The following is a 25,010-nucleotide window of genomic DNA, read 5'->3' on the forward strand; positions in this document are numbered from 1 at the left end:
TCAATGGCTCCTTAGTAGTGCTTCAGCGACAGGCCCAGTTTGTAGGTGGCGCCGTACTCTTCATACTGCGCGTTGTAGCGTTCCCTGCCGGTGTAGGCATAGAAGGGTTCGTCGGTGAGGTTGATCGCCTCGAAGGTCAGTTGCAGCCGTTCCGTCAGGAAATAATGACCGGTGAAATCCAGTTGCACGTGATCGTCCACGTGAATGTCATAGCGTTTGTCCAGAGGATCCTGCACTTCCTGAAGATAGTTCCCGGTGTAGTTGGCGGCCAGCCGCAGGCTGAGCTTGCGGGTCTCGTAACCCACCATCAGATTGGCGGTCAGATCCGACTGGCTCGGCAGAGCGATGGTGCGATCCCGGTACCCTCCAGCGTCCTCGTCGTAGGCGCGAATACGTGCCTCGGAATCGACCAGGGTGGCGTTGGCGCCGATCAGCAGACCGTTAAACGGCGCGGGCAGACCACTGAAGGTTTTCGAGTAGGCCAGCTCCAGACCGTACAAGGATGCGCTGTCGCCATTTTCAAATGTCTCCGCCTCGTCGTACATCTCATAGCCGGCGGCACCGCCCACATCGGTGCGATAAACGAAATTCTTCAGATCCTTATAGAACAGGAACGCGGACACCACGCCGGCGCGTCCCAGGTAATGCTCAATGCCCAGATCGTAGTTGTCCGCTTGCAGGGACTTGAGCGCCGGATTGCCGAAACTGGCCTCGTCACCGTCGATTTCATAACCCGGCGATAATTGCTCGAAGGTGGGCCGCACCACACTCTGGGTGAACGCCGCCCGGAGCTGAGTATCCGCTCCCAACCGGTAACGCAGATGTAGCGCCGGCAGCCAGTGCTGTTCGTCCTCGTCGAAGCGGTTGGCGACGATATCGCCATCCTCCACGCCGTACCCTCTGGCGGAGAAGTCCGTGCTCTGATAGCGCACCCCGCCCAGGACACGCAGATCCCCCACGTCCACGGTGCCCATCACATAGGCCGCCCGGCTGTCCTCGGAGATGTCGTAATCCTCGATGGTGGATTCCTCATCATCCCGTTCGCCGAGACCGCTGAGCAGACCGTCTACGCCGGTGTCGACGCCCGATCCCATCTCACCCAGCCCGTAGTCCACGTCCTTGGCGAAGTCCGACAGATTGCCCTCGGGCTCGTAGATCCAGGTTTCGGCGTCGGACTCCTTGTCCCGGCGGGCCACCTTGCCGCCGAACTTGAGGGTGGCGAAGTGCTGGTTCCACATCAGATCACGGGTGAAATCCAGCTTCAGATCGGTTTGCCGGTCCTTGGTGTTACTCTGGGCGACCTCCACTTCGTCCAGTTCATACAGGGCATCGTCGAAAAAACCAGACGGAAAAACCGGGCGGGGTTTATGACCGCCGTAATAGCCGCCATCGTCGAACTCGGCGGCAAACACGGCGCCACCGGTATGGCGGGGCTCGTCCTCGCTGGCCCGACTGTGACCGATACGGTACTCCATGGCCCAGTCATTCCAGCGTTGCTCACCGCCGAACACCACCGAGGTGATCTTCTGGGTTTCCTCGCGGTTCTTCAGCTCTTTCTGTACTTCCACGGCGCCGGTTTCGTTGGGCGCCATGGCTTCCTCGAAGCCGAACACGTTGGCCTGACGGATTTCCTCATCCCGGAAACGGCTGTGCAGGGTACGCAAGTAATAGCGGCTGTTGTCGTTGGGCAGGTAATCGAAGTTCAACGCCAGACCGAGCCGTTCCCGAGTGATGGTGTAATCCCGCTGTTCGAATTCCTCCAGCCGCGCATCACCGTCATCGAAGTCCCAGCCGCCACCGGTTTCCACGTTGTCGGAGCCGAAGTCACGCTCGGACCAGCTGAATGCCGCCGCTACGCCAAAGTTGTCTTCTCCGGAACCGATACTGAAACGATTACTGAAAGCGGCGGACAATTCCGGGCTGGTTTCATCCATCAGCTCGTTGTAACTGCCCTTTCCGGTCACCGAATAGTAAAGGCCCGGGCGGTCGAAGGCGGACAGGCTGCGCACCTGTACCGTCCCGCCGAGGGAATTGGCGTCCATGTCCGGGGTCAGGGTCTTGACCACGGTGAGCGATTCCAGCAGATCCGCCGGCACCACATCCAGAGCCACCGCCCGACGCCCCGCCTCCGGCGCCGGAATCTGTATCCCGTCCACAGCCACCGCGTTGTAATCCGGCGCCAGACCACGCACCCGCACGAAGCGGCCCTCGCCCTGATCCCGTTCGATGGACACACCGGGCAGGCGTTGCAGTGATTCCGACACGTTGGTGTCCGGCAACTGACCGATGGCATCGGCGCTCACCGTGGTCTGGATGTTGTCGGCCGCCCGCTGGCTGGCCAGCGCCTCTTCCACACTGGCGCTTTGACCGACCACTTCCACCGCCCGCAGACGGTGGCTCTCCGCGCTCTCTTCGGCGCCGGCACCCTGCGCCAGGGCGCCGATCACCGAGGCCAGTAACGTACGTTTCAAAACAGGTGTATTCAATTGATAGCGGGTCATGTGTCCCCCAAGGCAGTCAGCAACGTCATCCGCGTTGCACGGAACCTAGGCAGAGGCCATGTCACTTCCGTTACACCCAACCGCCAAACCCTTTGTTATCAGGGCTTCCGGCGCCATTTCCGGCCCCCGTTGAGCTGATCGCACCCTCTCGTCCGGGCGATTTACCGGCACTGGAGCCACTGCCTGCGAGGCGCTTGCCCGATTCAACACGGCAAAATCACCGATACCATGAGCTGATCCGACCCCCTGCGGCGACCGCACCGATCCTGTCACGCCGGTGCAATGCCCGCGGCGTAGGAAGGACAGGAGTTCAAAAAGGAGTAAAAACGGATGTGGGGATTCGCACTGCATCGATGGAAGTGGTTTGCTCTGCTGACCATCGCCTCGGCGATACTGGCGCTCAATGCATTGACCGGCACCCTGAAACCGATGGCAGAGGTGGTCTGGCTGGATATCGCCGGCGAAGGCGGCGCCGCCCTGCTGGTTCTGATCTGGCTGGCCCTGATGCTCAACAGCCGGCCCGCCGGCCGTGTCACCAACCTTTTGGCACTGGGGCTCAGCGGCATTTTCGTGGCCTACTGGCAGGATGTCATGGACGAGGTCATTCAACTGCCGGCCACCATAGTCTGGGATCACTGGCTGGAATCCGGAGCCATGCCGGTGGGCATGTTGCTGCTGACGCTGGGTCTGTATCACTGGCACAAGGAGCAACAGGCGATCTGCGATCAACTGCGCAAGCGGGAAAAGCTGTTCCGGGAGCATCGGGATTTTGATCGTCTGACCCCGCTCACCCGGGCCGGTTATCTGCGCGAGCATCTGGCCCTCGCGTCCCGTTGTGCCGCCCCTCCTGTTCTGTTGATGATGGAATTGCCGGACTTCGATGCCGCTCGCCGTCATCTCGGCGAGCGGGACGGCCAACGGCTGCTGCAGGAAGTGGCCGAATTACTGTTGCTGAACCTGCGCCGCAACGACCTGCTGTGCCGCTACGCCGGCCACCGTTTCGCGGCGTTACTGACCGATATCGATGCCAGGCGGGCGCTGGATCTGGCGCGGGAACTGGAGCAGGCGGTGGCGGCTTTCGCCTTCAAGAGCGGCCAGGGCGGCACCCATTATTCACGGCTGGTGACGGCCGTCACCGAAGCCGGCGCGGACACCCCCGAGGCCTGGCTGGAACGCGCCAACCGGGATCTGGATGAAGTCCGCCGGCGGCGGGCGGCGAACATCGCGGCCTGATCATGCACGGCGACCTTCAGCATTACATGGGTTATCAGCGGGACAGCCGCTTCATCCCCTGTCACCATCACCCGGCGCTGTTGCTGGAAATGGTGCGCGAACAGGGGCTGGACGATCACAAGGCGCTCAGACATACCGGCCTGTTTCCCGACGATCTTCTGGATACCAGCGCGCGTTTGTCGCCGCGCCAATACCTGCAACTGGTGCATAACATTCGCCGCCTGCACCCGGATCCCGAGCTCGGCTTCCGCTATGGGCAGACACTGCTTCCCGGCCACTATGGCGCGATCAGCACGCTGCTCGGCAACGCCGCCCATCTGGATCAAGCGCTCATCACGCTGGAGGATTATCAGCCTCTGATCACACCACTACTGGCGCCCCGCATCATCCGTACTGGCGAATATTGTTGCGTGCAGTGGCTGGACAGCTGTGGCGCGGGGAATGAGTACCGGTTTCTGGTGGAGAGCATGATGTCGGCCCTGGCCTCGGTGACCCGCTGGCTCAGCGGCGGCCCGTTGCCGTGGACCTTCCAATTCAGTTACCCACAACCGGACTATCCGGAGCACTATCAGGTTTACCTCGGCGCCCAGCTGTACTTCGAGGCGCAGATGGATGCCATGCTGATTCCCGCCCACTATCTGAATCAGCCCTGGCCCAGGGGCTCGCACACCGCGCGGGCGGTTTCCGAGCAACAATGCCGCGAACAACAGCTGGCCCTGGGATGCGACACCAGTCTGGTTCACCAACTCTATCTGACGCTGATCGAGCGTATCCGCGAGCCACCGTCCCTGGATACCACCGCGCGGGAGTTGGGCCTGAGTCCAGCCACGTTAAAACGCAAACTCAAACACCACGGCACTCACTTTCAGGATCTGCTGGATCGGGCGCGCAAGCATACCGCTCTGCATCTCTTGCAGTTTTACGGCTACAACAGTGAGCAGGTGGCGCGCTATTTACGCTTCAACGACAACACCAATTTCCGCCGCTCGTTCAAACGCTGGACCGGCCTCACCCCGCGCGCCTGCCAACAGTTGGTGGATCGCGCCATGACCACGCTGAAACCGCTATAGTGCCGTGTCCAGGCAATCCGTCGGCGCCTCTCCCAGTTGCAGGGTACGCAGACAAAGCACGGGTTTGATGGCGAACGTGCGCCGCCACAATGTCGACCACATTCCATCATGGATTCTGACGTCGCTCAGACGAGTGCTTGGCAAAGGCCGCCAGTCATCACCATCAAATGCCGCCAGCACAAAACGGAACGGATGGGCGCCCGGAACCCCAAGGCGGACGTCCGTCACCACCAGTTGTTCCTGCTCGCGCTGATAATCCAGCAGACCACCGGTAAACCAGACCAGCCGTCGCGCTTCCGGCAGCCCGGCGGCGACCGCCTCAAGCTCCCGATGACGCGGAAACCGTTCCAACGTCATGCTGCCTGGGTGATCCAATACACCGGTGACCATTTCCAGGCGCTGATCATCGGTCAGTGCGGTGGCCCGCCAAAGCAGAGTCGAGAACGGCATGGGCTGCACCAGCAGCCGCTGTGGCGTGATGCCGATACCGGCCAGTTCGGCGCGCACCCGCTGTGTCATCCAATGCTGGGCGGCCAGACTCCAGATCAGATAGGCGCTGGACAGCGTCAGCCCCAACGCCAACGCCCGCCGCGACGGCGGCCGCCACAGCGCCACCAACACCGCCAATAGCAATGGCAGGGTGTACAACGGATCGATAATGAACACACTGCTCAACGCCACTGGTTCCCCAAGGGGCCACCACAATTGGGTGCCATAGGTGGTAAAAGCATCCAGCAGGGGATGGGTAAGCAATACCAGAGCGGTGAACGCCCACCAGCGCGCCAGCGACACATCACGCCAACGGCGAGACAACAGGATCGCCAGCAGCAGCGCACAAGGCGTCAGCACCAGCAAGGAGTGGCTGAAACCGCGGTGCTCGGAAAAATTCGCCACCGCGCTGCCGTAATCGATCAACACATCCAGATCCGGCAAGGTCGCCAGCAGCGCCCCGCCGAGGATCGCGCCACGCGGGAAACGGCGCCCCAAAACGGCGCCGCCCAAGGCTCCCCCCAGGACCGCCTGAGTCAGAGAATCCATTGCTTTTCCTTCCTCTCTTGCCTTTTCCGGCTCGGACGGCCACGCCTATGAATCCCATAGTTTTGATACATAACGGCGATAACCCCATGAATTAATTTGAAAAAAATCAGGCACTCAAACAGCGAAGCGATAACGAAGGGCTTGCACCCGTGATCAGACCGTCAAAGAATGGGGAACGCGCGTTTAATCCGCCCGTGCGAAGAATCGGATTATTGCGCCATGGCACAGGGAGAGGCCACCGCCAATCGACGATTGGCACGACCCCGGGGCGGCCGGAGCCGTGTAGTACTGCATCCGCCGTTCCCGGATGACGGTGACATCCGGCAGGGAAACACGCTTCATCGTCGCACAATAATCAGGGCAATGGGCAGCCAAGCTGCAGCCCGTGACCCATGCAGTTCATCACCCGAAGGGAGGCACTGTATGTTAGGTTCACGCAGCCGGGACGACACCACCCACACCGGTTCCCGCTCCATCGACGCGATGATTTCCGAGATCCTCGCCAACGCCGACATTCAGATCAATGGCCGGCGTCCCTGGGATCTGCACCTTCACCATCCCGATACTTTGTCCCGATTCGCCGCGCAACGTTCCCTCGGGCTTGGCGAATCGTACATGGACGGCTGGTGGGACTGTGACGCCATCGATGAATTCATTACCCGCATCCTGCGCGCCGGCGCCGACGGCATCAGTCAGCCGCGCTGGATGGTGGCGGTACAACTGGCCGGCTATGCGCTACGCAACCGGCAAAGCCTGCGCCGCTCCCGGCAAGTGGCGGAGAAACACTACGATCTGGACAACCATCTGTTTCAACTGATGCTGGATCCGACCATGGCCTACAGCTGCGGCTACTGGAAGGACGCAGCCACCCTGCACGAAGCCCAGCAGGCCAAGCTTGATCTGATCTGCCGAAAACTGGAGCTGGAGCCGGGCATGACCCTGCTCGACATCGGTTGCGGCTGGGGGTCGCTGGTGGAGCACGCCACCCGCCATTACGGCGTGCGCGCCCATGGCGTCACCGTCTCCGGCGAACAGGCGGCTCTGGCCCGCGAGCGCTGCAAGACACTGCCGGTTGAGATCATGCTCAAGGATTACCGCACCGTCACCGGACACTACGACCGGGTGGTGTCGGTGGGCATGTTCGAGCACGTCGGGCGCCGCAACTATCACACCTTCATGAAAACCGCCGCCAACCTGCTCAAGGAGCGCGGCCTGATGCTGCTGCATACCATTGGCAACAACCTCAGCAGCGCCGCCCATGATGCCTGGATCGACAAGTATATTTTCCCCAACGGTGAGCTGCCCTCGATCAAACAGATCGCCCGCGCCGCCGAGCCCTTCTATGTGGTGGAGGATATACAGAACTTCGGCCCCGACTACGCCAAGACCCTGAAAGCCTGGGACGCCAACTTCCAGGCCAACTGGGATCAGCTCAAGGACCGCTACGACGATCGCTTCTTCCGCATGTGGCACTATTACCTGAATGTCTGCGCCGGCGGCTTCCGCGCCCGCCACATTCAGCTGTGGCAATGGGTGTTCAGCAAGCCCGGCCAGCGCTCCCGCACCTATCACGCCCCTCGTTGATGTTCTCCGCTCTGCGCTCTTCTCTGCTCGGGTGCCGCTGGCGCCCGGGCGGGGATATCGGCATAATTGCGCCCTGAATTCGGAATCATTATCATTTAACGTAATCCGGGCGGACCTCCATGCAAGCGGATCCCCGCGACCATCTGTTCCAGCAGCATGCGGCGGAACTCACCGGCTATCTGAACCGGCGTCTGCAATCACCGGAACTGGCCGCCGAGTTATGCCAGGAAGTGTATCTGCGCCTGCGCCGGGTGCCGCGCCATCAAGCACTGGACAACCCCCGCGCCTTCCTGTTCCGCATCGCCCGTAACCTGCTCATCGATCACCTGCGCCAGCAAAACGGCCAACCCGCCTCCATCACCCTGCAGGAGGCAGCCGAGGACCTGGAAAGCCCCGCCCCGGACCCGGAAACCGCCGCCAGCGACGCCCAGGTGCTCGACAGCCTGCGTGAAGCGCTCGGCGAACTGCCCCATCATGTGCGCCAGGCCCTGCTGTGGAATCGCCTGGAAGGGCTCACGCAAAAGGAGATCGCCGGCCGGCTCGGGGTATCCGAACGGATGGTCGGCAAGTATATTCTGCGCGCCCTAAACCATTGCCAGGCGCGCCTGGCCCGGGAAGCGCAAGGATGAACCCGATGCCGGAACACCGCCCTCCACCGCTAGATCAGGAAGCCAACCGCTGGCTCGCACACCTGCATTCCGGCCGGGCCCGGGAACAGGACCACCAGGACCTGGACTGCTGGCGCCGGCGCAGCCCGGCCCACGAGGCGGCCTACCAGCGCGCCCAGACCTTGTGGGGACACCTGGGCTCCCTCTCCCTCGACGGCGCGTCCCTTGATAACGGGGCAGAAATGGCCGCGCCAAGGCGTCAGCGCCGGCTCCTGCCGCTGGCGCTGGCTGCCGCCGTGGTACTGGCCCTGGTGCTCCTCGGGCAGTCCCCATGGCGGCTGTGGCAGGCGGACCTGCGCACCGCCGCCGGCGAGCAGCTTTCCCGCGAACTGGCCGACGGCAGCCACCTGGTTCTGAATGGCAACAGCGCCGCCAACTGGCACCTGGACGCCGTCAGCCGCCACATAGAGCTGCTGCGCGGCGAGGCCCTGTTCCAGGTGGCCCCGGATCGCCAGCGGCCGTTCACCGTGCAGGCCGGTGATGCCCGCATTCGCGTCACCGGGACCCGCTTCAATGTCGCCCGCGAAGGTGACGACGTCCTGCTCACCGTCATCGAGGGACAGGTACTGGCCAGCGATCGGCGGCACCGGGAAACCCTCAACCCCGGTCAGGCGGTACGCTGGAAAGACGGCGGGCTGCAGGATCCGGTCAACGTCGACGCGGCGCGGGCCGAGGCCTGGACACGCGGGCGTCTGATCGTGCGCGATCTGCCCCTGGAGGAGGTGGCCCGCCGTCTGGAGCGCTACCAGGACACCCCGATCTGGGTACTCGGCGACGCCCGCCATCGGCGGGTCAGCGGTGTCTTCGACACCGCTGACCCGGAGGCCATGCTCACCGCGCTCGCCGCCAGCCTGTCGATCCATCAGTACCGGCTGCCAGGTCTGATCATTCTGCGCTGACGCCAGATCCTTGGCACGCTAGCTGGCCCTGGAGATATGAGCTCAGAGATCACTACAAGGCTACTGTAGGAGCTTGCCCTGCAAGCGAATGGCTCTCTGCGTTGTAAGAATTCGCTTGCAGGGCAAGCTCCTACAGCGGCCTTGTAGTCTGGTCTGAGAAAAGCGGCTTTCGTGGTACGCGTATGTGGGTTGGTGGCCCATCAATCGTAATTTTCAGCCTCCGATAAAAATTTCCTCTCCCTTGGTTCAGAAATCCGGACCGGCTTCGTCTTCTCCGGCAGTGCAATCTAAATCATTTTCATTCGCAGAATTGTCACAGCACAGGAAACCGAACCGCCCATGAGTCTGAACCCCTTGCGTGCCGCCCTGTTCGGCGCGGTTATTCTGACTTCCGCCGCCCAGGCGGCGCCGCTGAACCTGCCCGCCCAGTCCCTGGATCAGGCCCTGCTGGATCTGGCCGACGCCACCGGCGTCACGCTGATCTACGACACCGCCCTGACCCGGGGCAAACAAAGCCCGGCCCTGCGCGGCGATTATTCCACCACGGCGGCGCTGGACCAGTTGCTGGCCGGCAGCGGCCTGCGCTACCGGCGCAACGACGACGGCAGCTACACCCTGGAAACGGCCCCGGTCCAAAGCTCCCGGGCCCACTCCCCGGCCCGGCCCAACGTACTGGCTACGGTGGCGGTGACCGCCCAGGCCGCCACCAAGATCGACCAGCCCACTTTGGAAACACCGCAGTCCATCTCCGTGGTCCGCCGCGAGCAAATCGAGTCCCAGGGTTCGGAAACCGTGCAGCAGGCCCTGCGCTATACCCCCGGCGTGTTCACTGATCAGATCGGCGCCTCCAAACGCTACGACTATGTGGTGATGCGCGGCTTTTCCGACGACAGCATCGACAACATCTACCTGGATGGTCTCAAGACCATGGGCGATCCGGGGACCTTCAATTCGATCCAGGTCGACCCGTACTTCCTGGAGCGGGTGGAAGTGGTCAAAGGCCCATCCTCGGTGCTGTACGGCCGCGCCTCGCCCGGCGGCCTGGTGAACCTGACCAGCAAGCAGCCGCTGTTCGAGACGCGTCAGGAAATCCAGTTCCGTGCCGGCAATAATGATTATCTGGGCGCCGCCTTCGACTTCGCCGGACCGCTCGGCGACCGTGCCGCTTACCGCATCATCGGCCTCACCGAAGGCGGCGACACCCAGTTTGATCACGTGGAACAGAAGCGCCACGCCATCGCGCCATCGTTCACCATTGATCTGAGCGACCGCACCACTCTGGATCTGATGGCCTATTACCAGGATGACCCGGAAGGCGGCAGTCACAGCGGCCTGCCGGCGGAAGGCACGTTATATCGCCATAACGGGCGCTATGTTTCCCGGCATTTCTTCGAAGGTGAGCCGGGCTATGAACAGTATGAACGCACCCAGAAAATGATCGGCTACCGCCTGGAACACGTGCTCAACGATACCTTCCGGTTCCGGCAGAACTACCGCTATCTGGAAAGCGACGTGCAATTGCAGCAGGTCTACGCCTATGGCTGGGTCGGCGACAGCAATGAGTTGAACCGCTATTTCTCCGGCGCCGACGAGCACCTCAGTGCCCATGCCGTGGATACACAGTTGCAGGCGGACTTCGATAAATTGGGGCTGCGCCATACCGTGCTGCTGGGTTTCGACTACCAGCACCGTGACGTGGACGCGCTCTGGCTGAGCGGCGCTTTCCCGCCCATCGACGCCTTCGATCCGGTCTATGGCGCGGGGCCGATGGCGGACTTCGTCCCATCCGACAACGACCGCAAGCTGATCCAGACCGGTATTTACTTGCAGGACACCATGAGTCTCGACAACTGGCGCTTCTCACTGGGTGGCCGTCAGGACTGGGTGCGGACCGCCAATGTGGATGTCGCCAGCGGTGCCCGCTCCAGCCAGAACCGCAGCCGCTTCAGTGGCCGTGCCGGCGTGCTCTACCTGTTCGATAACGGTCTGGCCCCCTACGTCAGTTATTCGGAGTCGTTCAATCCCAGCGTCTACACCGACGAAGACGGCAATCCGCTCAAACCCACCGAGGGCACCCAGTACGAAACCGGGGTGAAATACCAACCGCGTGACGGTCGCGGGATCTACACCTTATCGCTGTTCCACATCGACCAGGAAAACGTCGCCATTCGCGAGCCGCAGGCGGCGATCTATCTGCCCATCGGCCAGATCCGTTCCCGTGGCGTGGAGCTGGAAGCGCAGACCATGGTCACCGACCAGTTGGCGCTGCAGGCCAGCTACACCTATACGGATATCCGCTACCAGGACGCGGAACAGGACATCGAGGGCAACCGGGTCAATCAGGCGCCGCGTCACCAGGCCGCCCTGTGGGGACAATACCGGTTCAACGACGGCGCTCTGGACAGTCTTGATGTGGGGCTGGGCGCCCGGGTCGTCACCGATATCGTGGCGGATCGCGCCAATACTCGAACGGTGCCTTCCTACACTTTGTTCGACGCTTCCCTGGGCTACGATCTGAGCCGTATCGGCCTGCACGGCATGGATCTGCGCGTCAACGTCAACAATCTGACGGACAAGGAATACGTGGCGTCCTGCTATTCCCTCGATTACTGCTACATGGGCGCCGAGCGCAGCGTCATGGCCACACTCACTTATCGCCTGCGTTAACCTCTGTTCGACGCACCCTTCTTCCAGTTTCTCCTCAAGAGGGCGCGCATCGATTAAGAAACCCGATCATACCGGTCGGGTTTTTTCTATTTTTCTTATCCTTGTCCGCCCCCATCGTATAGCCATCCCGGCAGCCCTTGTTGCCAGGACAAGTAGCGCGCGCAGAATCGGGCAATGATCTTCCGGATCCGTTCTACCGCCCGCATCAGGCCAGCGCCTATAGTGCGCAGCGCCGGCATCGTCCGGCCATGAACCCTGGAGAAACGACGCCATGACCGTGTTGCCCTCAACGCGGCGAGGTCCTCTATTGCTTATCGCCGCGTCCAGTCTTGCCCTGCTGACCGCCGCCGCCCACGCCCAACCCGCCGTGTCCGTGCCCGGTCTTGATAGCGAACTTCGCCTGGCCATGCTGCCTGGCGAAGAACAACGTCCACGCCGCCCGCGCCCGCAACCCGAACAGGAGCGCCCGGCCGCTTCCTGGTCGGTGGCACTGGACAACGACATTCTGGTGCCCGGCTCCCGGGATCAGGACTACACCTATGGGCTCAGCTTTTCCTACACCGGTGCCCGGGCCGCCGATGCCTGGTTCTCCCTGGACCGGCCACTGGGGTGGCTGGACCGGCTGGTGGGCGTGGACGACCAATCACCGGAAGGCATCGACGGCCACAGTATTGAGTTCGGCATGCAGGCGTTCACTCCGGAAGAGGTCGAGATAAAGGATTTGCTGCCCGGTGATCGCCCCTACGCCAGCCTGGTGTATTTGTCTTCCCACCGGGAGCAGATCGACCGTACCCGCGACCTGGCCTGGCACACCAGTTTCACCGTCGGCGCCCTCGGCCTGCCGCTGGTGGGCGAGGCGCAGAACACCGTGCACCGGATCACCGGCAGCAACCGGGCCCGGGGCTGGAACCATCAGATCAGCGACGGCGGCGAACCCACCGCCCGCTACACCGTGGCCCGGCAAAAGTACCTGACACCCGGCCACCCCAATCTGGAAGTGAAAAGCACGCTGCAAGGATCCGTCGGCTATCTGACCGAGGCGCGCTGGAGCCTCAGCTTCCGCGCCGGGCGGCTACGCAGTCCCTGGTGGCGGTTCAACCCGGAACTGGCCCGCTACGGCGAAGGCGCCAGCTACGCCAATCCGCCCGGTGGCGTTCAGGAGCACTACGTGTGGGGAGGCATCGGTACCGCCGCGCGGGCTTACAACGCCTTCCTGCAAGGTCAGTTCCGTGACAGCGATCTTAGCTATGACCATGATGAAGTGCGTCATCTGGTGGGCGAAGCCTGGCTCGGCTATACCCTGGCCTGGCACAACGGCTGGCGCCTCAGTTATGTGCTGCGCGCGCAGAGCTCCGAGTTGAAGGACGGCCCCGGCGATCGCCACCTGCTGTGGGGCGGCATGGTCATCGCCCATACCTTCTGATCCCGACCGGCAGCCAGTTCACGCAAGACCCGCCTCTTCTCCCGTTGCTAGCGTCGGATTTCCGGCCGGTTCTGGAACGCTGGGTGGATCCGGTGAGGACATCGACAGCGCCGAAGCTTTGCCGAATCCGCACTGAAAGGAAGCCTATTCCAAGGTGAATGTGAGTCAGCACGGTTTGTGATTCCCCGCTCCAAAGCGCGGCGCCACCGGCACGTCGCGCTTGCCTTTTCAACTTTCCCCACATTTCCTCCCCCCGCCATCAATAGTACGATGGAGCCGCCGTTAGCCCCGGCATCACCATCAAAAAGAAAAGGGAAGCGAATAGTGAGGAAGATAGTGCTCGTGACGGTCATCGCCGTCTTTTTGGGGGGCTGCGCGTCAGCCGCAAAAATGGGAAACATGGTCTACCAGGACGATGACACGCACAGGAGCTACGATCCAGCCCTGATGAACGCGGTGACACTCGAGAAAGTAACCGGAGGCAAAAAGACCAACCCCCTCTGGGCCTCCGAGATCAGCAGCGATGCGTTTCAGGACGCCTTGTCACAAACCCTGAAAAACGAAGGGCTGTACGCGGAAAACGGTCCTTTCCATCTGAACGTGGAATTGCTGCATGTGGACCGGCCCATCGCCGGGTTGCACATGACCAGCACCACCTATGTGGACTACATCCTCACGGACTCGAATTCCGGCACTCTGGTGATGCGCGACCAGATCAGTGCTCCCCAGACGGTCAAGTTCAAGGAAGCTCTCATCGCCGTTACGCGGCAACGCATGGCAAATGAGAAGTCAGCGAAAAAGAACATTGAGCTGTTTCTGGGCAAGCTGGCCAAACTGGTCATAACGAAATCAGAATAAGCGCAACCGCGGAAACGTACCCACATGCGACCAGACGGCGTTCTGCTTGGCGGCAAGTCGGAAGGCTGCGTGCACGTGGGCCGGTCGCCCAGAAATTACGAGACGACAGCGGTCCTTTTCATACAGAGAAGGACCGCGACACCAATGCGAGCCATACCGCCAATCGACGGCCAGGGATTCAAGAAGCGGTTTGCTCTCCCACATGGCGGGCCATGAGGTCCGCCAGATCCGGGGTGCTACCGAGGTATTCCAACAGCTCGATGTTCAATTCAGGGTAACGCTCCCGCGCCTCGCGCACCTGGGCGGGGATATCCCGGGCAACGTGTTTGCCACCGTTGAAGAACATGGGATAAACAAAAACCCGCTGCACCGGCTGGTGAGTGAGCTGCTGAATCGCTTCATTCAATGACGGGCTCGCCAGCTCCAGGAAGCAGGGCACCACGGCGACAAACTCGGAGCAACGCCGTGCCAGTTGTTCCACCTGTGAGCGGAATTCATCGTTGGCCGCCGCGGCGCGGCTGCCATGGGCCATGACGACCAGTGCCTTGCTCATAGCGCTCTCCGGATTCGGGACGATTATGATACCACTCCCGGCCCGGTACCCCGGAACGGCGCCACCAGTTCGGCCAGGCCCTCCACCTTGATGATCATCGCCAGGGCCATCAGCCGCCCCAGCTCGCCCTTGGGAAAGCCCTTGTCGGCGAACCACAGCAAGTAGGGTTCCGGCAGATCGATGACCGGACAGTTCTGGTATTTGCCGAACGGCATGGTGCGCTGGCACACCGCTTTGAGATCCTCGGGTTTGAATTCCATGACGCCCTCTGTTTCAACCGTGCCGGTAGCATACATACCGGCCCCGGCTAGCACGAGGAACAACCGCTGCCTTCTCCCCGAGCCTCGGCGTTGGCCTGACGCAGGATCGCCATGGCGCTGTGACTGAACAGGGCGGCGATCGCCACCGCCACGATCAGATCCGGCCAGTGGCTGCCGCTGACCATTACCGCCAGGCCGGCGCCGATCACCGCCACATTGGCGACGGCGTCATTACGGGAACACAACCATACCGAACGGATATTGGCGTCGCCCTGACGATAACGCATCAGCAACGCCAGGCTGGTCAGATTGGCCGCCAGCGCCAGCAGGCCGATGCCAGTCATGGTGTATCCCGGCGGCGGCGCGCCGTTGGTCATCGCCAGCAGACTGTCCGCCAGCACCAGTAGTCCCAGCAATAGTAACGACACCCCCTTGATCCGCGCCGCCCGCAATCGCCAGGCCAGAGACTGCCCCAGTGCCCACAGCGTCAAGGCATAAGTGGCGCTGTCGCCGAGGAAATCCAGCGCGTCGGCGCGTAATGCCCTGGAGCCGGAGAACCACCCCACCAGAGCTTCCACCAGAAACAGGGTGATATTGATCAGCAGCACCGCGATCAGTACGCGGCGGTAAGCCGGTGGTGCCTCCGGTTTCAATTCCGGTTCGCAACATGCCATGAAACCACCTCCTGTCAGCGATGCAGCACGCAGACGTGTTCACTGTCGCCGCGCTCCACCTGCAAAGTAGCGTGCTCAATACGGAAACGATGGTGCAGCTCGTCGGCCACGCCATCGACAAAGGCATCATCGGCGCCGTTGGGCATCACCAGATGGGCGGTGAGGGCGCTTTCCGTGGTGCTCATGCCCCACACGTGCAGATCATGAATATCCAGCACCCCGGGCTGATCGCGCAGCCAGGCCTCCACTTCGTCCAAATCGATGTGCGCCGGCACCGCGTTCAGCGCCAGTTTCAGCGATTCCCTGAGCAGCCCCCAGGTGCCGATCACGATCACCACCACGATCAGCAGGCTGACCACCGGATCCAGCCAGTTCCAGCCGGTCAGCAGGATCGCCACACCGGCGATCACGACGCCCAGGGACACCGCCGCATCCGCCGCCAAATGGAGAAACGCGCCGCGAATATTGAGATCGTCCTTGCTGCCCTTGACGAACAGCCAGGCCGAAGCGGTGTTGACCAGAATGCCGATGGACGCGACCACGATCACCGTCATCGACGACACTTCCGGCGGATCAGCAAGACGACGAATGGCGTCCCAACTGATGGCACCGCAGGCAATCATCAGGAACATGGCGTTGGCCAGGGCGGCCAGGATCGAGCTGCCGCGCAGGCCGTAGGTAAACCGCTGATCCGGTATCTTGCGGGCCAGCAACACACCGGCCCAGGCCACCACCAGCCCCAGCACATCGGACAAATTGTGGCCGGCGTCCGCCATCAGCGCGGAGGATTGCGCCAGAAACCCGTAGATGAACTCCACCACGGTGAAGCCCACGTTCAGTGAAATGGCAATGACGAATGCCTTGCCGAAACTGGCCGGCGCCTGGTGTGAGTGGCCGTGTTCGTGACCATGGTGCGCGTGCATCCGCGTCTCCTCTGGCTTGTGGCGGTCGTGTTATCCCCCGGCAGGGCTACAGGACCGCGATTCTTGCGGTTCCGTCCTTGACGGCCGCGATGTCCCCCTATTTGAATACCTGTAGCGGCTACAGCTTCAAGAGGAGACAGCATGTTTTCCATCGGCGATTTGGCCCGGGACACCGGCTGCAAGGCGGAAACCATCCGTTACTACGAACAGATCGGGCTGATGCCCGAACCGGCCCGCAGCGCCGGGAACCAACGGCGCTACACGCAGCGGCACAGGGACCGGCTGCACTTCATCCGCCACGCCCGGTCGCTCGGTTTCACCATTGATGATATCCGCGAGTTGCTGTCACTGTCCGACGATGAGCATCGGGATTGTTCGGCGGTGGATGCCCTGGCCCGGCGCCACCGGGACGCGGTCACCGCCCGCATCGAGTCACTGATGACGTTACGCCGGGAGCTGGACCGGATGATCGGCGAATGCGGCGGCGGCGAGGTGGGGCAGTGCCGGATCATCGAGGTTCTGCGCGACCACCGGTTGTGTGAGAGCGGGCATCCCTTGGCCTGAACACGCCGATTTCCCGCCGGCGAATGAGGACCGTCCAGGCCCTCGCCACGGCCTTGCCCAAAAGGTCGCAAGCTTGACCCAAAAGCGCTAGAATCCGCCCCGCTGATTCCTGCCTTGGAAGTCCCCTATGACCGTATTGCTACTTATCCTGGTGGCTCTCGGCTTCCTGTCCATCGTCGTCGAAGACGTGGTTCACATCGACAAGGCCAAGACCACTCTGTTCTTCGGATCCCTGGTTTGGGTTCTGTTCTTTATTGCCCCGCCCTCTCATCTCACCCATGAAGCCCTGATGGAGCAGTTGAACGACCAGCTCCTCGATATTGCCACCCTGTGGCTGTTCCTGATGGCGGCGATGACGTTTGTCGCTTACCTGTCCGGGAAAGGCATTATCGACGGTATCGTCAACAGGCTGATGCCCTCGCGCATGTCCGAGCGCAAGCTGATGATCATGACCGGGCTGTTCGCCTTCCTGTTCTCCTCCATGGCCGACAACATCACCGCCACCCTGGTGTGTATCGCGGTGCTGATGAACCTGCGACTGCCGGCGAAGAAGCTGCTGCGCTACGTGGTGCTGGTGGTGTTCTCGGTGAACGCCGGCGGTACCGCGTTGATCACCGGTGACGTTACCACGCTGATGATCTTCCTCGCCGACAAGGTGGAGATCGTCGATCTGCTGGTACTGAGCCTGCCGGCCTTCGTCGCGGTGATGAGTCTGGCGTTCATGCTCTCCCTGGGACTCAAGGGCGATCTGGAGCTGGAAAAGCGGGACATCACCTTCGGACACGGCGACAAAGCGGTGGCGGCGTTGTTCTTCATGACCATCCTCACCACCATCGGCGCCAACGTGGCCTTTGGTATTCCGCCGGTGCTGACCTTCCTGTTCGGGCTGTCATTGATGTTCATGGTGGTGCAGTTCATGAACAAGGACGAGCCGGTACTCGATTACATCCGCAAGATCGAGTTCGACACTCTGCTGTTCTTCCTCGGTGTGCTGCTGCTGGTGGGCATGCTCAAGGAACTGGGCATCCTTGCCTATTTCCCGAAGCTGTACGACATCATGCCGACCCTCGCCGCCAACTACGTGGTGGGCATGGTCTCCGCGCTGTTCGACAACGTGCCATTGACCGCCGCCTTGTTGAAATCCGGTATCGAGATGACGCTGCCGCAATGGCTGACCCTGACCTACTCCGTGGGCGTGGGCGGCTCTCTGCTGATTATCGGTTCCGCCGCCGGCGTAGTCGCCATGAGCAAGGTCGAGGAGCTGACCTTCGCCAGCTACCTGCGCTACGCCGGCTATCTGTTCGTCGCCTACACCGTCGGTTTCTTCGGCGTACTGGCCATCGGCGTCATGCTTTGAGTCCGCTCAGTTCCCTGGCCGCCACAGCAGGGAACTGACGCTCACCTCGCCCATGCGTCCCGTGAACACCCGGTCCGCCGGCTTGCCGGCGGCGCCGGCGCACACCAGTGCGGGGAGCAGATGCTCCTCGCGCGGGTGACTGAACGTTCCACCGGGAGCCTGACGCCAGGCACACAACCGTTTTCCCCGCTCGTCCTCGTCCCAGTCTCCGTTCTGGCAGGTCCGCCACAGCCACTGCTCGAAATCCCGATTGGCATCCAGCGCCTCCGCCAGATCGCCACGCCCCCGCAGCACCTCCATGTTATGAAACGAGGAGCCGGAACCGATCACCGCCACGCCCTGCGCCACCAGCGGCACCAGCGCACGGCCCAGGCGCCAGTGCGCCCCGGCGTCCAGGGAATCCAGCAGCGACATCTCCACCACCGGCACATCCGCCTCCGGGTACATCAGCGACAACGGCACGAACAGGCCATGATCGAAGCCACGCTCCCTATCCACTCGTGCCTCGATACCCGCCTCGTGCAGCAGACTGGCGGCGCGGGCCGCCAGGACCGGATCGCCGGGAGCAGGGTATTGCAGGTGGTAGGCGGGCTCGGGAAAGCCGTAATAGTCGTAGATCAGTGGCGGACGAGCGCCGCCGGTGAACGACGCCACCGGCGCCTCCCAATGGGCACTGATCAACAGGATCGCCTTGGGACGCGGCACCACCCCGGTCAGTTCACGCAGCGACGCGACCAGCTCCCGATGCCCCGGATCGTCGAGCAACGGCAGGGGACCACCACCATGAGTAACATAAGCAACGAATGACATGGATCACTCCCAACACGGATTGTGTTCAGAGTACGGCATCGGCGTCAGGCAAGGGATTCAGCAATTGGTGCGATTACATCAGTTTTCTTGAAGCCGCTGCGGCAATCTCCGAATTCATGGCGGCAAAGCCCGTCGCCAAGGCGACGTCAATCATTGCGGCCGATGGTGATGCCAGCGATCCGGGTCACACCACGCAAGCGCAGCAACGCCCAGATCATACCCGCCAGTCCGATGATTGGCGCCAGATAGAGAGTACGGTCGGCGAACAACATCAGCGCCATACTGGCGAAGAACATCAGCGCGAAAATGACGAGGAACAGATAAAGAGGCTTTTTGTTCATGCTCCGCTACTCCCGGGGAATCCCATGGAAGGCTCTCCATGAGAAGGAAAGCCCCATTTTGTTATTATCAGCCCATGCAGGGACGTCAAGCGGACCTCCCCGGCCGGATTCATTAATCTTTTCATGGAAACCAGCGCAATGCGATAGTCCGGTATTCGCTCTTTTTGACCACCCGGTCATGCCTCTTTTCCGCCGCCCCGGTCTGTTACTCTGTCAGACCCGCACCGGAGTTCCCGACTGGAGTATTGGATGAACAGTCCCTACGGCTTCCATTTTGACAACGGCTACGCCCGCCTGCCGGAGCGCCTGTTCGCCCGCTGCGAACCGACACCGGTGGCCGCCCCTGTTAGGGTCCTGTTCAACGGCCCGCTGGCCGGGCAACTGGGCCTGGACGCCTGCGCTCTGGACAGCCCGGACGGCGCCGCTCTGCTGGCGGGCAATACTCTGGCCGAAGGCAGCGAGCCGATCGCCCAGGCCTATGCCGGCCACCAGTTCGGCTATCCGAACATGCTCGGCGATGGCCGCGCCATCCTGCTTGGTGAACAGCTCACTCCCGACGGCTGGCGCCGCGACATCCAGCTCAAGGGCGCCGGCCGGACACCCTTTTCCCGTGGCGGCGATGGCCGTGCCGCTCTCGGTCCGATGCTGCGGGAATACCTGATCAGCGAAGCGATGCACGCTCTCGGCATTGCCACTACCCGTAGCCTGGCAGTAGTGGCCACCGGAGAGCCGGTATACCGCGAAACCGCTTTGCCCGGCGCCATCCTGACCCGCGTGGCGGCTTCGCATCTGCGCGTGGGCACCTTCCAGTTCGCCGCCGGCCAGCGCGACCCGGCGCTGCTGGAAACACTGGTGGATTACACCCTGGAACGCCATTACCCGGAACTGAGTGACAGCGACAACAAAGCCCTGGCACTGCTGGACTCGGTAATGGAACGGCAACTGGACCTGATCGTCCACTGGATGCGGGTGGGCTTTATTCATGGCGTGCTGAACACCGACAACGTGGCGCTCTCCGGCGAGACCATCGACTACGGTCCCTGCGCCTTCATGGACCAGTACCACCCGGACACGGTATTCAGCTCCATCGACCACCAGGGCCGCTACGCCTATGGCAACCAGCCGGCGATCACCCAGTGGAACCTGACCCGCTTCGCCGAAACCCTGCTGCCGCTGATCGACACGGACACCGACACCGCCGTGCAAAAAGCCACCAACGTGATCAAGTCCTTCAGCGGACGCTACGACGACAAATGGCTGGCGATGATGCGTGCCAAGCTGGGCCTGTTCGGAGAAGATCCGGTGGACGCCACGCTGGTCCAGGATCTGCTGGACTGGATGCAGCGGCGCCAGGCGGATTACACCAACACGTTCCGCGACCTGATCGACGAGACCGCGCCGGTGGATGAGATCTATCAGGACGACGCCTTCGAGAACTGGCACCAGCGCTGGCAAGCCCGCTTGAGCCGCAACGCCAAACCGCTCAAGTCTTCGTTCTGTCTGATGCGCAACCACAATCCGGCGGTGATCCCCCGCAACCACAAAGTGGAAGAAGCCCTGAACGCGGCGGTGCGCGACGATGACCTCGGCCCCACGCACCGGCTGCTCGATGCGCTGTCCCACCCTTATCAGGATCGCGATGACATCAATGACTATCGGCAACCGCCGAAGCCGACGGAGCGGGTACTGCAAACCTTCTGCGGCACCTGACCACCCGCTCGGGATATAAACGCGAGCCGATACGAGAAGGAAGGAAAACACATGGAGAATACCCGGCGGATAGCCGCTCCCTTGCTGGTCGCGCTACTTATGCTGGCCGGCTGCGACAGCACCGCAGAAACCGGCACGAAAGCCTCTCCCAACGCCTTTCACAGCGACGAATACGGCATCGGCCTGGCCTATGACAACCATCAGGCCCACGCCGTAACGGACACCGGCGGCTACTTCGGCGACCCCGCCTGGCGGCTGGATGCCGATGCGGATACCCCTGGCGAGCGGCTGCTGGTGTTGCGCCTTAACGACTCCGACGAGATCCTCACCGGCGAACTGCGTCTGGGGGTCAGTCGTGATCCTGACCAGGTGAAACACTGCACCCGTCCCGGTGCCCTGGCGACATCACGCGAGACCGGCACCACCGAACTGGACGGCGCGCTCTTCACCACCTATCGCGGAGGCGACGCCGCCATGAGCCATTTTCAGAGTCTGCGCGCCTACCGGGCCGTTCACCATGGCACCTGCTACGCCATCGATCTGGTCCTCCAGGGCACCAATCCGGAGGTGTACGATCCTCCCCGGGAAGCCCCGTTCAGCCGCGAGGAAGGTTTTGCAAGGCTGAAAGCCCTGCTCAGTGGCGTGGCATTCGATGAGAAACCGCAAGGACGCAGTTAATCCCCAGCCCCGCCTTCCTTGAAAGGAAGACGGGGCGGCCTGTCTAACGCCGCAACTCTTCTATCTTCTTCCTGGAAAACAGGCCATAGAGGCTCGGCAGCACCAGCAGTGTCAATGCCGTGGCCGAGACCAGACCACCGACGATCACCGCCGCCAGCGGTCGCTGGACTTCACTGCCGACGCCGGTGGCCAACAGCATCGGCATCAACCCGAGCATGGAGGTCAACGCGGTCATCAGCACCGGACGCAGCCGCGATACCGCGCCTTCGAAGACGGCCTGATCGACGCTTTCGCCGTCACGCAATCGCATGTTGATCGCTTCCACCATCACCACGCCATTGAGCACCGCCACCCCGAACAGGGTGATGAAGCCCACCGAACTGGGCACCGACAGGTACTGGCCGCTGATCGCCAGGGAGAGAATGCCGCCGATCAACGCCAGGGGCACATTGACCAGGATCAGCAATGCCTGGGCCACCGAGCCGAAAGCAAAGTAGAGCAGCAGGGCGATCAGCCCCACGGCCACCGGGACCACCATGGACAAACGTTGTTGTGCCCGTTGCTGGTTTTCGTACTGGCCGCCGATATCGATGTTGTAACCGGACGGCAGATCCACCTCGGCATCGATAGCACGCTGGATATCCGCGACCACCGAGCCCATGTCACGGCCGGCCACATTGGCCTGGATCACCACTCGCCGCTGCACATCGTCGCGGCTGATCTGCGGCGGCCCGGTGACCAGTTCCACCCGCGCCACGTCGGCCAGGCGCACCCAGGCGCCATTGGCGGCCTGCAGTCGCAGGTTGCGGATGGTTTCCGCGTCGCGGCGGGCGGCCTGCTCGAAGCGCACATAGATATCATAGCGTTCGTTGCCGTTGATCACCTGTCCGGCACTGCCGCCGCCGAGCCCATTGCTGACCAGACTCATTACCTGATCAACGCTGAGCCCATAGCGGCTCAGTGCATTCCGGTCCGGTTCAACCACCAGCTGCGCCTCACCGGCAATCTGTTCAAGCTGCACATCCGTGGCACCGTTCACTTCACGCACGGCCTGCGTGATGGCCTCGCCTTTTTCCTGTAGAACCTGCAGATCCGGCCCGAACAGTTTTATCGCCAATTGCGCTTTGACGCCGGAAAGCAGCTCATCCACGCGCATGGCGATAGGTTGCGAGAAATTGAGCAGCAGTCCGGGATGGGCTTGCAGTTTTTCCTCAATTTTCTCCTGCAACTCCAATCGATTTCTGGCGCTAGTCCATTGGTCCACCGGTTTCAGGCCGATATAAATCTCCACATTGCTGACCGGTTCGGGGTCGCCGCCGATCTCCGCGCGGCCAACCCGGCTCAGCGCGTAGGTCACTTCCGGAAAGGTCATGATTTCCCGTTCCAGTTTCTCCCCTACTTCCAGCGCCGTATCCAGGCTGGATGACGGCGCCAGCGTAACCCGTAACGCCAACGTGCCTTCCTCCAATACCGGTACGAACTCAGTACCGATGAACGGCACCGTGGCCAGCGCCAATACCAACAAGCCGACCGCGCCACCAATCACCACCTTGCGAGCGGCCAGAGCCCTTGCCAGCAGGGCGCGATAGCGTGCTTCCAGCCAGCCGACCAGTTTATTGGGTTTTTCTTCCACACCATGCCGGAACAGGAAAGACGCCAGCGAAGGCACCACGATCAACGCCACCAGTACGGCGGCGGCCATGGCCAGCATGATGCTGATCGCCATCGGCACGAACATCTTCGCTTCCACCCCCTCGAAGGCGAACAACGGCATGAACACCACCAGAATAATGCTGGCGGCGAAAAACACCGGCCGAGCCACTTCCTGGGCGGCGTCCTTGACCCGCAACGCGATGCCGCCGGGCGCATCATCAGCACCCTCCCGGCGGCTCAGATGTTTGAAGATGTTCTCCACCATCACCACCGAGCCGTCCACCAGCATGCCGATGGCCACGGCCAGACCGCCCAGGGACATCAGATTGGCGGACATGCCCAGGCTCGCCATCACCAGCAGCGCGAGGCCAATGGACAGGGGAATCGACAACAGCACCAGCACGGTGGCACGCAGGTTCATCAAAAACAGAGCCAGCACGATAACGATAAACAGGAACGCCAACAGCAGCGCGCTGACCACCGTACTCACCGCCTTTTCCACCAGATCCGCCTGATCGTAGAACACTTCGAAGCGCACCCCGTCCGGCAACGCCTGCTGAATGCGTTCCACCCTTTCTTCGATACCATCAATGGTGGCCTTGGTGTTGGCGCCCATGCGTTTGAGGACAATGCCCGCCACCACTTCACCGAGGAATTCCGGATTTCCTTCTGCATCGCGGCGGGTCATGGTCAGCGCTCCCTGACGGATTTCACCGCCGAACTCCACCCGCGCCACGTCACGCACCCGAACCTGAGTGCCGTCGACTTCCTTGAGAGGAATGGCGGCGATGTCCCTGAGCCCCTGCTCGCCGCTGCCGACCCACCCCATGCCGCGAATCACCAGTTGCTCGGCGCCGCGATCCAGGTACCAGCCACCGGCATTGCGATTATTCGCGGCGATGGCCTCCATCACCTGCTGCAACGTCAGGTCGTAGGCCAGCAGGCGGGTCGGATTGACGTTGACCTGATACTGCCGCACTTCACCACCGTAGCTGAGCACGTCGGTAACGCCGCCCACCGGCATCAGCAGCAGTTTCACCACCCAGTCGTTAAGGCTGCGCAGCTGCATGGCATCAATACCGGAACCGGGTTCAGCGGTGAGCAGGTATTGATACACCTGCCCGAGGCCGGAGGTGTTCGGGCCCATTTCCGGCGTACCGACCCCTTCGGGAATATCTTCCCGCGCGGCCTGTAAACGCTCGAAAACCAGTTGCCGGGCGAAGTAGATGTCGGTGCCGTCCTCGAACACCACGGTGACAATGGACAGGCCGGTTTTGGAAATCGAACGGACTTCCGCCACCTGCGGCAATGCATACATCACCGCTTCGATCGGATAGCTGATCAGTTGCTCCACTTCCTCCGCCGCCAGCCCGGGGGCTTCGGTGTTCACCTGCACCTGAACGTTGGTGACGTCGGGAAAGGCATCCAGTTTCAAGCGTGGCATTTGCCAGGCGATCACCCCCACGGTGATCACCAGCAAAAGCAGCACCACCAAGCGGTTGTTCACCGCCCAGTCAATACAGCGATTCAACATAATGTTCTCCTT

At 62.1% G+C, this 25,010-nt stretch carries 21 protein-coding genes; 12 read left to right on the top strand and 9 right to left on the bottom strand.

Features of this window, described 5'->3' with window-relative positions; all coding sequences use genetic code 11:
• Positions 1 to 11 precede the first annotated feature (11 nt).
• Positions 12 to 2,501 (bottom strand): TonB-dependent receptor, encoded by a 2,490-nt coding sequence (locus tag B5T_RS20190; RefSeq protein ID WP_014996378.1) that lies wholly within the window; start codon positions 2,499 to 2,501, stop codon positions 12 to 14.
• Between the two features lie 330 nt (positions 2,502 to 2,831).
• Between B5T_RS20190 and B5T_RS20195 the strand changes: the two genes are divergently transcribed.
• Positions 2,832 to 3,734 (top strand): GGDEF domain-containing protein, encoded by a 903-nt coding sequence (locus B5T_RS20195; RefSeq protein ID WP_014996379.1) that lies wholly within the window; start codon positions 2,832 to 2,834, stop codon positions 3,732 to 3,734.
• Between the two features lie 2 nt (positions 3,735 to 3,736).
• Positions 3,737 to 4,804, top strand: a complete 1,068-nt coding sequence (locus B5T_RS20200; RefSeq protein WP_014996380.1) for an AraC family transcriptional regulator — start codon at positions 3,737 to 3,739, stop codon at positions 4,802 to 4,804.
• Here B5T_RS20200 and B5T_RS20205 read toward each other — a convergent pair.
• Positions 4,799 to 5,842, bottom strand: a complete 1,044-nt coding sequence (locus B5T_RS20205) for a metal-dependent hydrolase (RefSeq protein WP_014996381.1) — start codon at positions 5,840 to 5,842, stop codon at positions 4,799 to 4,801. The two genes, B5T_RS20200 and B5T_RS20205, sit on opposite strands and share 6 nt — an antisense overlap.
• Before the next feature lie 423 nt (positions 5,843 to 6,265).
• Between B5T_RS20205 and cfa the strand changes: the two genes are divergently transcribed.
• The 6 genes from cfa (at position 6,266) to B5T_RS20235 (ending at position 13,941) form a co-directional block, all read left to right on the top strand.
• Positions 6,266 to 7,426, top strand: coding sequence for a cyclopropane fatty acyl phospholipid synthase (gene cfa / locus B5T_RS20210; RefSeq protein ID WP_014996382.1), 1,161 nt, complete (start codon positions 6,266 to 6,268; stop codon positions 7,424 to 7,426).
• A gap of 119 nt (positions 7,427 to 7,545) precedes the next feature.
• Positions 7,546 to 8,055: an RNA polymerase sigma factor gene (locus tag B5T_RS20215; protein ID WP_014996383.1), complete on the top strand. Its 510-nt coding sequence runs from the start codon at positions 7,546 to 7,548 to the stop codon at positions 8,053 to 8,055.
• A gap of 5 nt (positions 8,056 to 8,060) precedes the next feature.
• Positions 8,061 to 8,993: a FecR family protein gene (locus tag B5T_RS20220; RefSeq protein WP_014996384.1), complete on the top strand. Its 933-nt coding sequence runs from the start codon at positions 8,061 to 8,063 to the stop codon at positions 8,991 to 8,993.
• A gap of 339 nt (positions 8,994 to 9,332) precedes the next feature.
• Positions 9,333 to 11,660, top strand: coding sequence for a TonB-dependent siderophore receptor (locus B5T_RS20225; RefSeq protein WP_014996385.1), 2,328 nt, complete (start codon positions 9,333 to 9,335; stop codon positions 11,658 to 11,660).
• 271 nt (positions 11,661 to 11,931) lie between these two features.
• Positions 11,932 to 13,083, top strand: a complete 1,152-nt coding sequence (locus tag B5T_RS20230) for a lipid A deacylase LpxR family protein (RefSeq protein ID WP_014996386.1) — start codon at positions 11,932 to 11,934, stop codon at positions 13,081 to 13,083.
• A gap of 342 nt (positions 13,084 to 13,425) precedes the next feature.
• The gene (locus B5T_RS20235) at positions 13,426 to 13,941 is read left to right on the top strand and encodes a hypothetical protein (RefSeq protein WP_014996387.1); all 516 of its coding nucleotides are present in this window, start codon (positions 13,426 to 13,428) and stop codon (positions 13,939 to 13,941) included.
• A 178-nt stretch (positions 13,942 to 14,119) separates the two neighbouring features.
• Here B5T_RS20235 and B5T_RS20240 read toward each other — a convergent pair whose 3' ends face one another.
• The 4 genes from B5T_RS20240 to B5T_RS20255 are packed head-to-tail and all read right to left on the bottom strand — an operon-like array spanning position 14,120 to position 16,351.
• Positions 14,120 to 14,494: a sirohydrochlorin chelatase gene (locus B5T_RS20240; protein WP_014996388.1), complete on the bottom strand. Its 375-nt coding sequence runs from the start codon at positions 14,492 to 14,494 to the stop codon at positions 14,120 to 14,122.
• Between the two features lie 23 nt (positions 14,495 to 14,517).
• A complete protein-coding gene (locus B5T_RS20245; RefSeq protein ID WP_051015557.1) occupies positions 14,518 to 14,754 on the bottom strand; it encodes a DUF3820 family protein in 237 nt (78 codons plus the stop codon).
• A 47-nt stretch (positions 14,755 to 14,801) separates the two neighbouring features.
• Positions 14,802 to 15,428, bottom strand: a complete 627-nt coding sequence (locus tag B5T_RS20250) for a cation transporter (RefSeq protein ID WP_014996389.1) — start codon at positions 15,426 to 15,428, stop codon at positions 14,802 to 14,804.
• Between the two features lie 14 nt (positions 15,429 to 15,442).
• Positions 15,443 to 16,351, bottom strand: coding sequence for a cation diffusion facilitator family transporter (locus B5T_RS20255; protein WP_014996390.1), 909 nt, complete (start codon positions 16,349 to 16,351; stop codon positions 15,443 to 15,445).
• Between the two features lie 141 nt (positions 16,352 to 16,492).
• On the opposite strand from B5T_RS20255, the gene B5T_RS20260 reads away from it, so the two are divergent.
• Positions 16,493 to 16,915: a MerR family transcriptional regulator gene (locus B5T_RS20260; protein ID WP_014996391.1), complete on the top strand. Its 423-nt coding sequence runs from the start codon at positions 16,493 to 16,495 to the stop codon at positions 16,913 to 16,915.
• A gap of 127 nt (positions 16,916 to 17,042) precedes the next feature.
• A complete protein-coding gene (gene nhaD / locus B5T_RS20265; RefSeq protein ID WP_014996392.1) occupies positions 17,043 to 18,272 on the top strand; it encodes a sodium:proton antiporter NhaD in 1,230 nt (409 codons plus the stop codon).
• 6 nt (positions 18,273 to 18,278) lie between these two features.
• Here the strand turns inward: nhaD and B5T_RS20270 are convergent, their stop codons facing one another.
• Both B5T_RS20270 and B5T_RS20275 read right to left on the bottom strand, forming a co-directional pair.
• Positions 18,279 to 19,082, bottom strand: coding sequence for a DODA-type extradiol aromatic ring-opening family dioxygenase (locus B5T_RS20270; protein WP_014996393.1), 804 nt, complete (start codon positions 19,080 to 19,082; stop codon positions 18,279 to 18,281).
• Between the two features lie 146 nt (positions 19,083 to 19,228).
• On the bottom strand, positions 19,229 to 19,423 hold the full coding sequence (locus tag B5T_RS20275; protein WP_014996394.1) for a hypothetical protein: 195 nt from the start codon (positions 19,421 to 19,423) through the stop codon (positions 19,229 to 19,231).
• 249 nt (positions 19,424 to 19,672) lie between these two features.
• On the opposite strand from B5T_RS20275, the gene B5T_RS20280 reads away from it, so the two are divergent.
• Together B5T_RS20280 and B5T_RS20285 are read left to right on the top strand one after the other, a co-directional pair.
• On the top strand, positions 19,673 to 21,133 hold the full coding sequence (locus tag B5T_RS20280) for a protein adenylyltransferase SelO (protein WP_014996395.1): 1,461 nt from the start codon (positions 19,673 to 19,675) through the stop codon (positions 21,131 to 21,133).
• A gap of 51 nt (positions 21,134 to 21,184) precedes the next feature.
• A complete protein-coding gene (locus B5T_RS20285; protein WP_014996396.1) occupies positions 21,185 to 21,811 on the top strand; it encodes a hypothetical protein in 627 nt (208 codons plus the stop codon).
• Between the two features lie 43 nt (positions 21,812 to 21,854).
• Here the strand turns inward: B5T_RS20285 and B5T_RS20290 are convergent, their stop codons facing one another.
• Entirely contained in the window at positions 21,855 to 24,998 is a 3,144-nt protein-coding gene (locus B5T_RS20290) for an efflux RND transporter permease subunit (RefSeq protein WP_014996397.1), read from the bottom strand.
• Between the last annotated feature and the right edge of the window lie 12 nt (positions 24,999 to 25,010).

Origin of the sequence: Alloalcanivorax dieselolei B5, assembly GCF_000300005.1 — a bacterium.
Lineage (GTDB): Bacteria > Pseudomonadota > Gammaproteobacteria > Pseudomonadales > Alcanivoracaceae > Alloalcanivorax > Alloalcanivorax dieselolei.

Excerpts from the sequence above, each read along its gene's own strand:
- B5T_RS20280 (WP_014996395.1), top strand. The coding sequence starts at position 19,673 with ATGAACAGTCCCTACGGCTTCCATTTTGACAACGGCTACGCCCGCCTG.
- B5T_RS20240 (WP_014996388.1), bottom strand. The coding sequence starts at position 14,494 with ATGAGCAAGGCACTGGTCGTCATGGCCCATGGCAGCCGCGCCGCGGCG.
- B5T_RS20260 (WP_014996391.1), top strand. The coding sequence starts at position 16,493 with ATGTTTTCCATCGGCGATTTGGCCCGGGACACCGGCTGCAAGGCGGAA.
- B5T_RS20215 (WP_014996383.1), top strand. The coding sequence starts at position 7,546 with ATGCAAGCGGATCCCCGCGACCATCTGTTCCAGCAGCATGCGGCGGAA.
- B5T_RS20245 (WP_051015557.1), bottom strand. The coding sequence starts at position 14,754 with ATGGAATTCAAACCCGAGGATCTCAAAGCGGTGTGCCAGCGCACCATG.
- B5T_RS20230 (WP_014996386.1), top strand. The coding sequence starts at position 11,932 with ATGACCGTGTTGCCCTCAACGCGGCGAGGTCCTCTATTGCTTATCGCC.
- B5T_RS20205 (WP_014996381.1), bottom strand. The coding sequence starts at position 5,842 with ATGGATTCTCTGACTCAGGCGGTCCTGGGGGGAGCCTTGGGCGGCGCC.
- cfa (WP_014996382.1), top strand. The coding sequence starts at position 6,266 with ATGTTAGGTTCACGCAGCCGGGACGACACCACCCACACCGGTTCCCGC.
- B5T_RS20255 (WP_014996390.1), bottom strand. The coding sequence starts at position 16,351 with ATGCACGCGCACCATGGTCACGAACACGGCCACTCACACCAGGCGCCG.
- B5T_RS20270 (WP_014996393.1), bottom strand. The coding sequence starts at position 19,082 with ATGTCATTCGTTGCTTATGTTACTCATGGTGGTGGTCCCCTGCCGTTG.
- B5T_RS20225 (WP_014996385.1), top strand. The coding sequence starts at position 9,333 with ATGAGTCTGAACCCCTTGCGTGCCGCCCTGTTCGGCGCGGTTATTCTG.
- B5T_RS20220 (WP_014996384.1), top strand. The coding sequence starts at position 8,061 with ATGCCGGAACACCGCCCTCCACCGCTAGATCAGGAAGCCAACCGCTGG.
- B5T_RS20250 (WP_014996389.1), bottom strand. The coding sequence starts at position 15,428 with ATGGCATGTTGCGAACCGGAATTGAAACCGGAGGCACCACCGGCTTAC.
- B5T_RS20285 (WP_014996396.1), top strand. The coding sequence starts at position 21,185 with ATGGAGAATACCCGGCGGATAGCCGCTCCCTTGCTGGTCGCGCTACTT.
- B5T_RS20200 (WP_014996380.1), top strand. The coding sequence starts at position 3,737 with ATGCACGGCGACCTTCAGCATTACATGGGTTATCAGCGGGACAGCCGC.
- nhaD (WP_014996392.1), top strand. The coding sequence starts at position 17,043 with ATGACCGTATTGCTACTTATCCTGGTGGCTCTCGGCTTCCTGTCCATC.
- B5T_RS20190 (WP_014996378.1), bottom strand. The coding sequence starts at position 2,501 with ATGACCCGCTATCAATTGAATACACCTGTTTTGAAACGTACGTTACTG.
- B5T_RS20275 (WP_014996394.1), bottom strand. The coding sequence starts at position 19,423 with ATGAACAAAAAGCCTCTTTATCTGTTCCTCGTCATTTTCGCGCTGATG.
- B5T_RS20195 (WP_014996379.1), top strand. The coding sequence starts at position 2,832 with ATGTGGGGATTCGCACTGCATCGATGGAAGTGGTTTGCTCTGCTGACC.
- B5T_RS20290 (WP_014996397.1), bottom strand. The coding sequence starts at position 24,998 with ATGTTGAATCGCTGTATTGACTGGGCGGTGAACAACCGCTTGGTGGTG.